Raw genomic sequence first — 14,390 nt, 5'->3', positions numbered from 1 at the left:
GGCTCGCATCATGACGGAAGCGGTCATTCGAGGCGGCAACGCAGTTGCCGCGTTCGATCCCCCCATGGATAAAAAGCGGCTTATTGCCTTTTTTGCCATGGTTGTGGGCATGTTCATGTCCATTCTGGATATCCAGATTGTGTCTGCCTCGCTTGCGGAAATCCAGGCTGGCCTTGGTGCTGGCTCGGATGAAATCGCCTGGGTGCAGACATCCTACCTGATCGCCGAAGTTATCATGATCCCGTTGTCGGGCACGCTGGCGCGTATCCTTTCAACGCGGGTGTTGTTCAGCATGTGTGCGGCCGGGTTCACCCTGTCGAGCGCATTGTGCGCCACGGCCACCAACATCGACCAGATGATCGTCTACCGCGCCATTCAGGGCTTTATCGGCGGTGGCATGATCCCGTCAGTATTTGCTGCGGCATTCACGATCTTCCCGCCATCAAAGCGCAGCGTGGTCTCTCCGATCATTGGCCTGGTGGCAACTCTTGCCCCGACCATTGGCCCGACCGTGGGTGGTTATCTCAGTCACGCCATGTCCTGGCACTGGCTGTTTCTGGTCAACGTCGTACCCGGCATCATCGTGACGCTGCTGACCTGGAGCCTCATCGATTTCGACAAGCCTGAAAAATCGCTGTGGAAGAAGTTTGACTGGTGGGGTCTGCTGGCCATGGGTGTGTTCCTCGGATCGCTGGAATATGTGCTGGAGGAGGGCAACAACAAGGACTGGTTCAATGATGAGCACATTATTGTCGGTTCTATTGCCATGACCATTGGTGCGGTGGTGTTTTTCTGGCGCGCATTCAAGGTCGAATTCCCGATCGTGGATTTGCGAGCCTTCACCGACCGAAACTTCTCGATTGGTTCGCTGTTCTCCTTCGTGATGGGGGTTGGTCTTTATGGTCTGACCTACCTCTACCCGCTCTATCTCGGACGCATCCGCGGTTACGATTCGCTGATGATCGGTGAGACGATGTTTGTGTCCGGCCTTGCGATGTTCTTCACAGCGCCTGTTGCCGGCATGTTGTCCAACAAGCTTGATCCGCGTGTGATGATGGGCATCGGTTTTCTCGGTTTTGCTACCGGTACCTATCTGATGACCGGCATCACCTCAGACTGGGATTTCTATGAGTTGCTGATCCCGCAGATCCTGCGCGGCTGCTCGTTGATGATGTGCATGGTGCCGATCAACAATATTGCTCTGGGTACCTTGCCACCGCAGCGCATCAAGAACGCCTCGGGTCTGTTCAACCTGACCCGTAACCTTGGTGGTGCGGTTGGACTTGCCATTATCAATACCATGCTGACGCAGCGCACCGATGAACATTATGCCCGTCTGTCGGAGCATGTGAACTTCAACAATCCGGAAGCTCTGGATTGGTTGAGCAGCGTTGGTGCGAATTATGACAGCTATGGTCTGGATGGCGCTTCGGTTGCCTTCAAGAAACTGGCTGGCATGGTGACCCAGCAAGCCTGGCTGTTGTCCTTTGCCGATGTATTCATGGCTCTGACCGTGTTGTTCTGCTTCCTGGTGACGCTGACACTGTTGATCCGCAAGCCATCTGCCGCTCCACCGCCTGGTAGTGGACACTAACATTCTTTTCCCTATCCACCGCCGAGGCCGCCAGAAATGGCGGCCTTTTTCATTTCACGTTCGAAGATGATTTCCTGTGTCTGTGATTTTTTTGATTTACGTACCTCAAAATTGAGAATAGAAGGGCTATCGGAGGACGGAATGAAGCCAACAGTTCACGACATTGCTGCGAAGGCCGGTGTCAGCCTTGCCACGGTTGACCGTGTGGTCAATCTGCGCTCGGGTGTGCGCGAGGTCACAAAGGCGCGGGTCGAAGCTGCCATCGCCGAACTGGGTTACGTGCGTGATGTGGCCGCTGCGAACCTGGCAAGAAGCCGTGTTTACCCCTTGATTTTCATTCTGCCGAACAATGACAACTCTTTCATGCAGGCTTTGCGGGACGAGGTGCGGGCTGCGATCGCGCGCGGTCCATCGGAGCGGGTTGATATTACACTGATTGAAATTCCGCCCTTTGATGCAGGCGCACTTGTTGCTGCTCTTGAAAAGGCGAAGAAGGAAAAGCCGGCCGGCGTGGCGTTTGTTGCGGTCGAAGGTGATGCCGTGCGCCAAGCGGTGGGCGCGCTGGCGGGTGGGGGGATTGCAACCGTCACTCTGGTGTCTGATCTGTCGGGATCGAGGCGTGATCATTATGCCGGCGTTGACAATATTGCAGCTGGCAAGACAGCGGCCAGCCTGCTTGGCCGTTTTGTTAAAAACTCTGCCAGCAAGGTTGCTGTTCTTGCCGGATCGCTGATGGTGCGGGACCATCACGAACGCGTGGATGGTTTTCGGTCTGTGATGGCGTCCGAGTTTCCGCAGTTGGAAATTTTACCGGTACTCGAAGGGCGTGATGATGCAGCGACGGTTGAAGAACTGGTGCGCGACACCTTTGCGCGACATCCCGACATTGGCGGGATTTACAGTCTTGGTGCGGGAAATCGTGGCCTTATCCGGGCGCTGGAAAGCATTTCCCAATCGGGCGGCAGACCATCTGTTATCGCCCATGAGCTCAGCGCCCATACCACAACGGCGTTGAAGGCGGGTCTCATCGATGCCGTTCTTAATCAGGATGCCGGGCATGAGGTGCGCAGCAGCATCCGTGTCCTGAAAGCCAGGGCTGACAAGGTAGGGGTGATTGCGGCACAAGAACGCATTCGCCTCGACATATTCATGCGAGATAATTTGCCGTGATTGCAAAGCTGTCTCACCATATTTTTTTGGAGGTATAACATGTATCTTGGTCTCGATTTGGGGACATCCGGCGTCAAGGCGCTGCTGATTGATGGCGACCAGCGGATTATTGGTTCCGCAAATGGTGCGCTTGAGGTGTCCCGGCCACATCCCGGCTGGTCGGAACAAGACCCTGCAGACTGGATCAAGGCATCGGAAACCGCCATATCAGGTTTGAAGGCAGCCCATGCTAAGGAACTTGCGGCCGTTAAGGGTATTGGCCTTTCTGGTCAAATGCACGGTGCAACCCTTGTTGATGCGTCTGGTGCCGTGCTGCGGCCCTGCATTTTGTGGAATGATACGCGATCTTATGCAGAGGCGGCCAAGCTGGATGCCGATGCGCGCTTCCGCAAGCTGACCGGCAATATCGTTTTTCCGGGCTTCACCGCGCCGAAACTGGCCTGGGTTGCCAAAAACGAACCGGAAATTTTTGCCAAGGTTGCCAAGGTTCTGCTGCCGAAGGATTATCTGCGCCTGTGGCTGACCGGCGAATATATCTCTGAAATGTCGGATTCTGCCGGAACCTCCTGGCTTGATACCGGTGCCCGCAAGTGGTCGGCAGAGCTGCTTGCTGCAACCGGTCTTGATGAAAGCCATATGCCGTCGCTGGTCGAAGGTACCGAGCAGGCTGGAAAGCTGCGTGGCGAACTGGCATCCGCTTGGGGCATGAGTGATGTCGTGGTTGCCGGTGGTGCCGGTGACAATGCGGCCTCTGCCTGTGGCATGGGCACGGTGTCGGAAGGCGCCGCATTCGTGTCGCTTGGCACTTCGGGCGTGTTGTTTGCGGCCAATGGCAGCTATCTGCCAAAACCGGAAAGTGCTGTCCACGCATTCTGCCATGCCTTGCCAAACACATGGCACCAGATGGGCGTGATCCTCTCGGCAACCGACGCCCTCAACTGGTATTCCGGCATTGCAGGTAAATCTGCAGCCGAGCTGACCACGGAGTTGGGCAACACGTTGAAGGCGCCAAGCGGTGTAACCTTCGCACCTTATCTTTCGGGTGAACGTACACCCCACAATGATGCTGTCATTCGTGGTGCCTTTATCGGGCTTGGTCATGAAAGCGACCGTTCGGTGTTGACGCAGGCCGTTCTTGAAGGTGTGAGCTTTGCAATCCGTGACAATCTCGAAGCGTTGAAGTCTGCAGGTACAAGCATCTCGCGCGTTACGGCCATTGGCGGTGGTTCACGTTCGGAATACTGGCTGGCTTCGATTGCCACCGCTCTCAACGTGCCGGTTGATATTCCAGCCGACGGTGACTTCGGTGCTGCCTTTGGTGCCGCCCGTCTTGGTCTGATTGCTGCCACCGGTGCCGATCCGGTTGCCGTTTGCACGGCACCGCAGACAGCCAGAACCATTGAGCCGGTTTCGGCCCTGAGTGGCGCCTATGACGCGGCCTACCAGCGTTACCGCGAGCTTTATCCGGCCATCCGCCAGTTGGCGCATTAAACCGGCTTCCTCCGGCGCCAGCCGGAGGCCCTTTTTCCAAGACAAGGTTAGATTTCAGGAGGAGTACCCATGTCGACAGGCTTTTTCGGTGATATCACCAAAATCAAATATGAAGGACCGGACAGCACCAACCCGCTGGCGTTTCGTCACTACAATGCGGACGAGATCGTGGCTGGCAAACGCATGGAAGACCACCTGCGTTTTGCGGTGGCCTATTGGCACACATTCACATGGCCGGGCGGTGACCCGTTCGGCGGTCAGACATTCGAGCGTCCGTGGTTTTCCGATACGATGGATGCGGCCAAGCTGAAGGCGGACGTTGCATTCGAGTTTTTCTCGCTGCTTGGCACGCCGTTCTATTGTTTCCACGATGCGGACGTTCGCCCGGAAGGCAACAGCTTTGCCGAGAACACCCGGAACCTCAACGAGATCGTTGATCACTTCGAAAAGAAGCAGGCAGAAACCGGCGTCAAGCTTTTGTGGGGCACTGCCAACCTGTTCTCGCACCGCCGTTACATGTCGGGTGCTTCGACCAATCCGGATCCGGATGTTTTTGCATTCTCGGCAGCGACGGTCAAAACCTGCCTTGATGCCACCAAACGACTGGGCGGTGCGAACTACGTTCTGTGGGGCGGCCGTGAAGGTTATGAAACCCTGCTGAATACCGACCTGTCGCGCGAACTCGACCAGATGGGCCGTTTCCTGAACCTGGTTGTCGAATACAAATACAAGATCGGTTTTGAAGGCACGATCCTGATCGAGCCGAAGCCGCAGGAACCGACCAAACATCAGTATGATTACGATGTGGCAACGGTTTACGCCTTCCTGCAGCGTCACGGCCTGGAAAAGGAAGTCAAGGTCAACATCGAGCAGGGCCACGCGATCCTCGCAGGCCATTCCTTCGAACACGAGCTGGCCATGGCAAATGCCTTTGGCATTTTCGGTTCGATCGACATGAACCGCAATGATTACCAGTCCGGCTGGGATACCGACCAGTTCCCGAACAATGTGCCTGAGATGGCGCTGGCCTATTACCATGTTCTGGCCGGTGGTGGCTTCAAGAATGGTGGTACCAACTTCGATTCCAAGCTACGTCGCCAGTCGCTTGATCCGGCTGATCTGCTGATCGGTCATATCGGCGGCATTGATTGCTGCGCCCGTGGCCTGAAGGCTGCGGCCAAGATGATCGAAGACGGTGCGCTGTCGAAGCCGCTTTCGGACCGTTATGCCAAGTGGGATTCTCCTTCCGCCCAAAAGCTGCTGCGCGGCGAGTTGAAGCTGGATGAGATCGCTGCTCTGGTTGAGCGTGAAAACATCAATCCTGAGCCGAAATCTGGCCGTCAGGAATATCTTGAGAACGTCGTGAACCGCTACGTTTAAAAACGATCGAAAAGTCTCATTACAAAAAGCTGAAGAACGGCGGGGATCAACCCCCGCCTTTTTCATGGCTGCCTGCTTTGATGTCCCGGTGCCAAATCATGCCGTTGTAAAAGTTTTGTATCATGCAACTGAAACGTTGCAGTAAACGATGATTTGCCTCTATACCTTGGCAGCAACTGCCGGAGGCAGGGTTAAATCCCCGGTCTCAACGGACAAATGATTTCAGGAGGAGACGGAATGATCGATCCCAAAGTGCTTGCAACACGCTTTCCCGGTGATTTTCTGTTTGGTGTCGCCACTGCATCCTTCCAGATTGAAGGGGCTGCAAAGGCTGATGGCCGTAAACCATCCATATGGGATGCCTTTTGCAACATGCCGGGCCACGTCTACGGTCGCCACAATGGCGATGTTGCGTGCGATCATTACAACCGTCTCGATGATGACCTCGACCTGATCAAGGATATGGGCGTCGAGGCCTACCGTTTTTCCATTGCCTGGCCACGTATCGTGCCGGAGGGGACTGGCCCGATCAATGAAAAGGGGCTGGATTTTTATGATCGTCTTGTTGATGGCTGCAAGGCGCGTGGCATCAAGACCTATGCGACGCTCTACCACTGGGATTTGCCGCTGGCCCTGATGGGGGATGGTGGCTGGACAGCACGCTCAACGGCCTATGCTTTCCAACGTTACAGCCGCATTTTGATGGAGCGGCTGGGGGACCGGCTGGACGCTGTTGCGACCTTTAACGAGCCGTGGTGCTCGGTGTGGCTGAGCCACCTTTACGGCGTTCATGCGCCGGGTGAGCGCAACATGGAAGCGGCACTTGCTGCGATGCATTACACCAACCTTGCTCATGGTCTGGGTGTTGAGGTGTGCCGCGAGGTTGCACCTCACGTGCCGGTTGGTCTGGTGCTGAATGCGCATTCGGTCATCGCTGGCTCCGAGAGCGCTGAGGACAAGGCCGCCGCCGAGCGGGCTTTCCAGTTTCACAATGGTGCGTTTTTCGGCCCTGTGTTCAAGGGTGAATATCCCGCTGATTTCCTGGCAGCACTCGGTGATCGCATGCCGGTGGTCGAGGAGGGTGATCTTGCACTGATCAACCAGAAACTCGACTGGTGGGGCCTGAATTATTACACGCCGATGCGCGTTGCTGCCGATGCTGATCCGAATGCCGAGTTTCCGGCCACCGTGAATGCGCCATTTGTCAGTGATGTCAAAACAGACATTGGCTGGGAGGTGCATTCTCCGGCCCTGCATTCGCTGATCGAAGAATTGTACATGCGTTGCGAATTGCCGGATTGCTACATCACCGAGAACGGCGCCTGCTATAATATGGGCGTCGAAAATGGTGAGGTCGATGACCAGCCACGTCTTGATTATTATGCTGATCACCTGTCGGTGGTTGCCGATCTGATCAAGGACGGTTACCCGATGCGCGGTTATTTTGCCTGGAGCCTGATGGATAATTTCGAATGGGCTGAAGGTTATCGCATGCGCTTTGGTCTTGTGCATGTCGATTATGATACGCAAGTGCGCACCATCAAAAAAAGCGGCAAGTGGTATTCAACGCTGGCGGCCGAGTTTCCAAAGGGAAACCACAAACCGGCTGACATCTAGTTCCCTGGTTACCTCAAGGTGCCTGCTTGCAGATGCGGGCAGGCATCCTATGTGTAGCGGGTTTCAGCTTGAAACCTGCACGTCTGCATATTGGCAGCGTCAGTGATCCTCCCAAGGAGACTGCTTTGCTTATTGAAAAATTGAACTGGCGTTATGCCACGAAAAAAATGGACCCGTCGAAACCTGTCGCCGAAGACAAGGTCGAGCGCATTCTTGAGGCAGCACGCCTTGCGCCCACATCCAGTGGCCTGCAACCCTTTGAAATCATCGTTGTGACCAATCCGGACGTTCGCGCGAAGATCCAGGAAATTGCCTGGAACCAGGCGCAGATCACCGATGGATCGCATCTCCTGGTTTTTGCGGCGTGGGATAATTACACCGCTGAGCGCATCAACGACATGTTTGACCTCGTCAACGAAGAGCGCGGTATCAGGAATGAAGGCTGGGAAAATTATCGCCAGATGCTCCTGAACACCTACCCGCCCCGTGATCCGCAGGTCAATTTCGAGCATGCTGCACGCCAGGCCTATATTGCCTTTGGCATGGCAGTGGCACAGGCGGCATTCGAAGGCGTAGATTCCACGCCGATGGAAGGTTTTGACCCGGACAAGCTGGACGAAATTCTCGGTCTGCGCGCCAAGGGCTTGCGTTCCGTGACCATCCTGCCGCTTGGTTACCGCAAGGAAGATGGCGATTGGCTGGTTAACCTGAAAAAGGTGCGTCGCCCGAGCGATCAACTGATCTCTTCCGTCAAGTGATCAAGGTTTGATCAATCCTGCGGAAGATTTTTCTGAAATCGTGCGTTAATTGAAAAATTTTCCCTGTCAAAAGGTGTCGCATACGGGCATGTTTGCGACACTTGAGAAAGCCGACAGAGACTTCGGCGTGAAAGCAGAATAGAATGACACGGAATATGTGCTGTAACCGAATGTGCTGCGAGGCTGCGTAACAAGACGCAGTGAATGCACGCGTGCTTATCTTGTCGGCATCATTGATGCCCTGAATGAGGCAGGATAGACACCAAAATAAGCAGAATCCTTTATTTCAGCCGGAATTGATTTAAAGAGATACGCACAACAGACACGATCCGTAGAGTTATCCATGAGTATCCAATCCACAGCGGCTGACACCGCTCAGCAACCACCAGCGAATGCTGATGCCATGGTTGTGTTTGAAAATGTCACCAAACTTTTTGGCGGCCAGAATGGTCAGGCCGCGTTCACGGCGCTTGGCGGCGTCGATCTTTCCGTGCCGCGTGGTTCGATCACCGGTATTATCGGCCGTTCCGGGGCAGGCAAGTCGACCCTTATCCGTCTGGTCAATGGTCTTGAAACGCTGACATCAGGCAGGGTTCTGGTCGACGGCGTTGATGTTGGCGGACTTGATGAAAACGGCCTGCGGCAGTTGCGCCGCTCGATCGGCATGATTTTCCAGCACTTCAACCTGCTGGCTTCGCGCACGGCTTACGAAAATGTCGCGCTGCCGCTGGAAATTTCCGGTGTCAGCAGCCAGGAGATCAAAAAGAAGGTTCAGCCTCTGCTCGATCTCGTTGGACTTGGTGACAAGGCCAATCGTTACCCTGCAGAATTGTCCGGTGGTCAGAAACAGCGTGTGGGCATCGCCCGCGCTCTGGCCACTGAACCAAAACTGCTGCTTTCGGATGAGGCGACCTCGGCACTCGACCCGGAAACCACCCAATCCATTCTGGAACTTCTGCGCAAGATCAATGCGGAACTGAACCTGACGGTGCTGCTGATCACCCATGAGATGGAGGTGGTCAAAACCATCGCCTCGCAAGTGGCTGTGATCGACAAGGGACTGATTGTCGAGAGTGGTCGTACCTTTGATGTCTTCACGGCTGCCAAGCACGAGACGACGCGCAGCCTGCTGTCGTCCTCGATTGGTGCAAAACTTCCCGAATGGATCAGCGGTGCCTTGAAGCTGCCGGGCGGCAATGAAGACCGTGTGCTGGTGCGGTTGATCTTTTTTGGTGCCACGGCCTTCCAGCCGCTGACGGCGCGTCTGGTCAATGAAATTGGCCCTGACGTCAACATTCTGGCAGGCACCATTGAGGAGATTGCGGGCGAGCCCTTTGGTTCGCTGGTGGTTTCCTATCCTGCAAATCCTGAAACAACGGCCCGCGCCAACCGTTTCTACGCGGAAACCGGTCTTGCCACGGAGGTGCTCGGCTATGTCGCCTGATATGCTTTTTAACCTTCTGTGGAAGGGCCTGTTACAGACGCTGCACATGGTGGCGATTTCCGGCCTCGTCGGTTCGCTTCTCGGCCTGCCGATTGGTATTTTCCTTGCCACAAGTGGCAAGGGCGAATTGTTTGAAGCGCCGATGACCAACCGGATTGTCGGCCTCATTGTCAACGCAGCCCGCTCGACACCGTTCATCATTCTGGTGGTGGCGATTATTCCTTTCACCCGTCTTATTGCCGGCACCTCGATTGGTACTTCGGCTGCAATTGTTCCGCTGACGCTTGCAACCGTTCCGTTCGTGGCGCGTCTGGTGGAAGCCGCGATCCGCGAAGTCGACAAGGGTCTGGTTGAGGCTGCGCGCGCCATGGGTGCGACGCCAGTGCAGATCGTCACCAAGGTGCTTCTGGCTGAAGCAAAACCCGGCATTACGCTTGCCATTACCCTGACGTTGGTCAGCCTGATAGGCTATTCGGCGATGGTTGGTGCGGTTGGCGGTGGTGGTCTAGGCGACCTTGGCATTCGTTATGGATACCAGCGCTTCATGCCGGAAGTCATGCTTGCTGTTGTGCTTGTGCTGATCGTTCTGGTGCAGCTCGTTCAAAGTGCCGGTGACAGGCTTGCGCGTCACTTCGACAAAAGAACCCGTAAAAATTAAAAAGAAAACAACAATCTATCCCAAGGAGACTGACATGAAAAAACTGATTATCGCAGCTTCGCTTGCTGCTCTGTTTTCCACCGGCAGCGCGCTGGCCGAAACCATCAAGATTGGTGTAACGCCGGGCGAACATGCCAAGATCATGGAAGTGGTCAAGGAAGTGGCTGCCAAGAAGGATCTCGATCTCGAAATTCTTGAGTTCTCTGATTACGTCGTTCCGAACCAGGCGCTCAATGATGGCGAGCTGAACGCAAACTCTTTCCAGCACCAGCCATACCTCGACAACCAGGTCGCTGACCGCAAGTTCGACCTTGTCAGCGTTGGCACAACCATCACCACTCCGATGGGCGTTTACTCCAAGAAGGTAAAGAGCCTGGACGAACTGAAGGACGGCGCGACAATCGGCATTCCGAATGACCCGACCAATGGCGGGCGCGCTCTGCTGGTTCTGGCCTCCAAGGGCCTGATCAAGGTCAAGGAAGAAGCTGGTCTAAAGGTAACGCCAGCTGACGTTATCGAAAATCCGAAGAACCTGCAGTTTGCAGAACTGGATGCTGCCCAGCTTCCACGCGCGCTTGATGATACCGATGCTTCGGTCATCAACACCAACTATGCTTCGCAGGGCGGCCTTAACCCGAAGACGGATTCCATCGCGATTGAAAGCGAAAAATCCCCTTATGCGAACATCATCGTTGTGCGCACTGCCGACAAGGACCAACCATGGGTAAAAACTCTGGTTGAATCTTATCAGAGCCCGGAAGTGAAGGCTTACATCAACGAAGAATTCAAGGGCACGGTCATTCCGTCCTGGTAAGCTTTTTACCGCAAAATACCTCAGGTTTTTGGGCCTTCCTCGCGAAAGTGAGGGAGGCTTTTTGTTGTTCGGAAAATTCCCATTGGCCGACTATAGTTTCATACCTGTGCTTTTTAAGGGGGGTGGTCGATCGCAGATTTAATATCTTTTGAACAATTTCCCCGGAAAGTGTTGTTTTCTTGAAGGGAATTGCATGCGGAGTAAACCGCGAAACGTCGTGAATACATCGCAAAGAGAGTGGCGTCGCATCGTCACTGCTCTCCTTGCTGCTTTGGCCGTTATTGTAACAGTCGTCACGATGCTCGTTTTGTCCGCTCTGAACGACGTTGCTCAGAACACCAACAAGTTGGATGAGGAACGTTCGCGCGAAACCATTACCGGTGCCCTGGAGACATTTCAGGCGCAGTTGGGCGCCACGCTCAATGACTACGCCGCCTGGGATGATGCGGCCCAGTTCGTTTATGCGCCCGATCGACAAGACTGGGTGATCAGCAATTACGGCGACATGACCGTCAACAGTGAGCTGTTTGATACGGCCATCGTGATTGACGACAATGATCGCGTGCAGATGTTCTATCAGTTTGGCCAGCCAGTTCTGCGCACCCCGCAGGAACTTTTTCCGAGCGGTTTGACAGAACTGCTTAACACGGTTCGACAAACATCTGTGGGGCAGAACCCGGAGGCGACAGGATTCATACAATCTGACAGAGGCATTACCGTTATCGGTGTGGCACTCATCCGCCCCAAGATGGCGCTTGACGTGCCTGCCGGGGAAATGCGTCGTTATCTGGTGTTTGCCCGCCATCTGGACACTGCCAAGATCAAGCGTTTGGCGAAGACCTATGTTGTCGATGGTCTGCAATTGCGGAAAGCCAATTTCGATGCCCGCTATTTCGTCAATATCTTCAGCCCTCAGGGCGAACTGCTCGGCAAATTGACATGGCGTTCGCGTGCGCCGGGCGATGTGAGTTTCCGGGAAGTGCGCCCAACCGTTTTGCTGGCGGTGTTTATCGCCGGTCTGTTTTTCCTGACGCTGTTTTTTGTCGGTTCGAAAATTATCGGTCGGATCAAAAGCGATGAAGCGCAGGCAAAGGAAGAAGCATTGAGAGACCGCCTCAGTGGCCTCTACAATCGTGCCGGTATTTTCCAGCGCCTCGAACAGATGGTTGCCAAGGCGCGTTCGCAAGGTGGCGATGTCAATCTGCTCTACCTTGATCTGGATGGGTTCAAGGAGGTCAATGATTCCTACGGTCATGGAACCGGCGATCGTCTGATCAAGGGCGTTTCGGCCGGCTTGAAAATGCTGGTGCCTGAAGGGGCCGTACTGGCGCGGCTGGGTGGCGACGAGTTTGCCGTGGCAATCAGTGGTCCCCAATCGCGCGAACAGTGCCTTGAACTGTGTGAGGCCTGTCTGCTTCTGTTTGCAGAACCTTTCGTGATTGGTGAGCGTGTGGCAACAATCGGATGCAGCATTGGTGTTGCGACATCCGAGGGCGGTGAGGTCGATGGAGAAGAGCTGCTGCGACGCGCCGATATGGCGATGTACGAGGCAAAGGACAATGGTCGCGGACGTTGGGTGACCTATCATGCCCAGCTGGATGCAGAACGCGAAGACCGTAACCTGCTCGAGGCGGATCTGCGCCTTGCCATCGAAAACGATGAGCTGACCGTGGTATTCCAGCCGGTGGTCAATGCCAAAAGCCGCCTAATTACGGGCGTCGAGGCACTTGTACGTTGGAACAGGGCAGGGCATGGGCCTGTGTCGCCCGAAGTGTTCATTCCCGTTGCCGAGACCAGCGGACTGATCGATCAGTTGGGGTTGGTGGTGTTGCGCAAGGCGTGCATGACGGCCCGTCGCTGGCCGGAAATCAAGCTATCGGTCAATATCTCTCCGGTGCAGTTCAGAAATCCATCATTTTCGTCTTTCGTGCATGATGTGCTGCGCCAGACGAAGATGGAGCCGCAGTGCCTGAGGCTGGAGATGACCGAGGGTTATTTTATCCAGCATCCTGAACGCGCCAGCTTTGTCATCGAAAAACTGAAAGCACTGGGTGTGCAGATCGCCCTTGATGACTTTGGTGCCGGTTTTGCCAGTGTCGGTTATCTGCGCCGTTTCGGTTTCAACAGAATGAAGATCGACCGGTCGCTGGTCGCGGCACTCGATACTGGTGGTCGTTCGCTCGATATGCTGGAAGCAACGGTTGCCTTGGCGCGTTCGCTGGATATTCCTGTAACGGCCGAAGGCGTGGAAAGTGTTGAGCAGGCATCCATCTTGCAATTGTGCGGTTGCGATGAGCTGCAGGGGTACCTCTTCTCCAAGCCGGTATTGGCTGAAGAGATCACCCTTTTACTTGAACGTCAAAAGGTAACCTTGCCTATGGAGCAGAGCCGGGCAGCCGGCTGATCGCATCTGATGCGTTCAACTTCGACATTCACTGTCAAGCTGAATGACAAAGAAAAGGCACACCCGTGTCAAAAACGGTGTGCCTTGGTGTTGCGTGTCGTGTTGCTGCTTTAAGTGCCGATGTGCTTCTGTCCGCGCTTCTTGGCCAACATGATTTGCTGCTGGCGTTCGCGGAAGCGTTCACGATCTTCTTCCGTGCGATCTTCGTAACATCCCGGGCAAGATACGCCTTCCTCGAACATTGGAGACAGACGAACTTCTTCGGTAATCGGGTTGCGGCAGGCGTGGCAAAGCTGATGATTGCCTTCCGCAAGTCCATGGGTCACCGATACGCGTTCATCGAACACGAAGCAGGCGCCTTCCCACAGGCTTTGTTCTTCCGGTACTTCCTCAAGATATTTCAGAATGCCGCCCTTGAGGTGGTAGACCTCGTCAAAACCCTGCTCTTTCATAAAGGCTGTGGCCTTTTCGCAGCGAATACCGCCCGTGCAATACATGGCGATTTTCGGTTTGTTGTGCAGGCCGGGATTGTTCTTCACCCAATCCGGAAATTCGCGGAACGTCTTGGTATTGGGATCAACGGCATTCTTGAAAATGCCGATCGCCGTTTCATAATCGTTGCGCGTATCGATCAGGATCGTATCAGGGTCGGAAATCAACTCGTTCCAATCCTTTGGATCGACATAGGTGCCAACGATCTTGTTCGGATCGATATCCGGCACGCCCATGGTGACGATTTCTTTTTTTAGCTTCACCTTCATACGCACGAAAGGCATCTTGGAGGCGCGGCTTTCCTTGTGCTCCATCGCGGCGAATTCCGGTTGCGCGCGGATGAATGCCAGGATTTTGCCAATGCCTTCGTCGGTTCCGGCAATCGTGCCGTTGATGCCTTCATGGGCCAGGAGCAAGGTGCCCTTGATGCCGTGTTCCTGACAGGCGCGGAACAGCGTTTCGCGGAAGCTTTCAAAACGCGGAAAGCTTGCAAAATGATAGAGGGCAGCCACGAGAAAATCGCCAGTGGCTTCCGGGCGAGGAAGGATCGTTGTGTCGGTCATGGCGC

General features: G+C 54.9%; 11 protein-coding genes. 10 read left to right on the top strand and 1 reads right to left on the bottom strand.

Annotated features, from left to right (window positions below):
- Positions 1-10 precede the first annotated feature (10 nt).
- The 10 genes from RT613_RS00500 to RT613_RS00455 all read left to right on the top strand — a co-directional run bounded on the left by RT613_RS00500 (position 11) and on the right by RT613_RS00455 (position 13,330).
- Positions 11-1,594, top strand: a complete 1,584-nt coding sequence (locus RT613_RS00500) for a DHA2 family efflux MFS transporter permease subunit (RefSeq protein WP_313612110.1) — start codon at positions 11-13, stop codon at positions 1,592-1,594.
- Positions 1,595-1,735: 141 nt separating this feature from the next.
- Positions 1,736-2,764, top strand: a complete 1,029-nt coding sequence (locus RT613_RS00495) for a LacI family DNA-binding transcriptional regulator (RefSeq protein WP_313612109.1) — start codon at positions 1,736-1,738, stop codon at positions 2,762-2,764.
- Between the two features lie 39 nt (positions 2,765-2,803).
- On the top strand, positions 2,804-4,255 hold the full coding sequence (xylB, locus tag RT613_RS00490) for a xylulokinase (RefSeq protein WP_313612107.1): 1,452 nt from the start codon (positions 2,804-2,806) through the stop codon (positions 4,253-4,255).
- Positions 4,256-4,324: 69 nt separating this feature from the next.
- Positions 4,325-5,635, top strand: a complete 1,311-nt coding sequence (gene xylA / locus RT613_RS00485) for a xylose isomerase (protein WP_313612106.1) — start codon at positions 4,325-4,327, stop codon at positions 5,633-5,635.
- Between the two features lie 237 nt (positions 5,636-5,872).
- Positions 5,873-7,252 (top strand): GH1 family beta-glucosidase, encoded by a 1,380-nt coding sequence (locus RT613_RS00480; RefSeq protein WP_313612105.1) that lies wholly within the window; start codon positions 5,873-5,875, stop codon positions 7,250-7,252.
- 125 nt (positions 7,253-7,377) lie between these two features.
- Complete coding sequence (locus RT613_RS00475; RefSeq protein WP_313612103.1) at positions 7,378-8,010, top strand: NAD(P)H-dependent oxidoreductase; 633 nt, start codon at positions 7,378-7,380, stop codon at positions 8,008-8,010.
- Between the two features lie 343 nt (positions 8,011-8,353).
- On the top strand, positions 8,354-9,454 hold the full coding sequence (locus tag RT613_RS00470; RefSeq protein ID WP_409558730.1) for a methionine ABC transporter ATP-binding protein: 1,101 nt from the start codon (positions 8,354-8,356) through the stop codon (positions 9,452-9,454).
- On the top strand, positions 9,444-10,112 hold the full coding sequence (locus RT613_RS00465; RefSeq protein WP_313612101.1) for a methionine ABC transporter permease: 669 nt from the start codon (positions 9,444-9,446) through the stop codon (positions 10,110-10,112). Before RT613_RS00470 ends, RT613_RS00465 begins: the two co-directional genes overlap by 11 nt.
- Positions 10,113-10,146: 34 nt before the next feature.
- Positions 10,147-10,926 carry a MetQ/NlpA family ABC transporter substrate-binding protein gene (locus tag RT613_RS00460; protein WP_313612099.1) on the top strand — a complete coding sequence of 260 codons (780 nt, stop codon included), beginning with the start codon at positions 10,147-10,149 and terminating at the stop codon, positions 10,924-10,926.
- A 193-nt stretch (positions 10,927-11,119) separates the two neighbouring features.
- On the top strand, positions 11,120-13,330 hold the full coding sequence (locus RT613_RS00455) for a bifunctional diguanylate cyclase/phosphodiesterase (RefSeq protein WP_313612097.1): 2,211 nt from the start codon (positions 11,120-11,122) through the stop codon (positions 13,328-13,330).
- 110 nt (positions 13,331-13,440) lie between these two features.
- Here RT613_RS00455 and RT613_RS00450 read toward each other — a convergent pair whose 3' ends face one another.
- Positions 13,441-14,385, bottom strand: coding sequence for a rhodanese-related sulfurtransferase (locus tag RT613_RS00450; RefSeq protein WP_313612095.1), 945 nt, complete (start codon positions 14,383-14,385; stop codon positions 13,441-13,443).
- Positions 14,386-14,390: the final 5 nt, after the last annotated feature.

Source organism: Agrobacterium sp., from assembly GCF_032092815.1.
Classification (GTDB): Bacteria; Pseudomonadota; Alphaproteobacteria; order Rhizobiales; family Rhizobiaceae; genus Agrobacterium.
This window is presented reverse-complemented; position numbering and strand designations above follow the sequence as displayed.

Coding starts and splice junctions, on each gene's coding strand:
- RT613_RS00500 (WP_313612110.1), top strand. CDS start 11: ATGACGGAAGCGGTCATTCGAGGCGGCAACGCAGTTGCCGCGTTCGAT.
- RT613_RS00495 (WP_313612109.1), top strand. CDS start 1,736: ATGAAGCCAACAGTTCACGACATTGCTGCGAAGGCCGGTGTCAGCCTT.
- xylB (WP_313612107.1), top strand. CDS start 2,804: ATGTATCTTGGTCTCGATTTGGGGACATCCGGCGTCAAGGCGCTGCTG.
- xylA (WP_313612106.1), top strand. CDS start 4,325: ATGTCGACAGGCTTTTTCGGTGATATCACCAAAATCAAATATGAAGGA.
- RT613_RS00480 (WP_313612105.1), top strand. CDS start 5,873: ATGATCGATCCCAAAGTGCTTGCAACACGCTTTCCCGGTGATTTTCTG.
- RT613_RS00470 (WP_409558730.1), top strand. CDS start 8,354: ATGAGTATCCAATCCACAGCGGCTGACACCGCTCAGCAACCACCAGCG.
- RT613_RS00465 (WP_313612101.1), top strand. CDS start 9,444: ATGTCGCCTGATATGCTTTTTAACCTTCTGTGGAAGGGCCTGTTACAG.
- RT613_RS00460 (WP_313612099.1), top strand. CDS start 10,147: ATGAAAAAACTGATTATCGCAGCTTCGCTTGCTGCTCTGTTTTCCACC.
- RT613_RS00455 (WP_313612097.1), top strand. CDS start 11,120: ATGCGGAGTAAACCGCGAAACGTCGTGAATACATCGCAAAGAGAGTGG.
- RT613_RS00450 (WP_313612095.1), bottom strand. CDS start 14,385: ATGACCGACACAACGATCCTTCCTCGCCCGGAAGCCACTGGCGATTTT.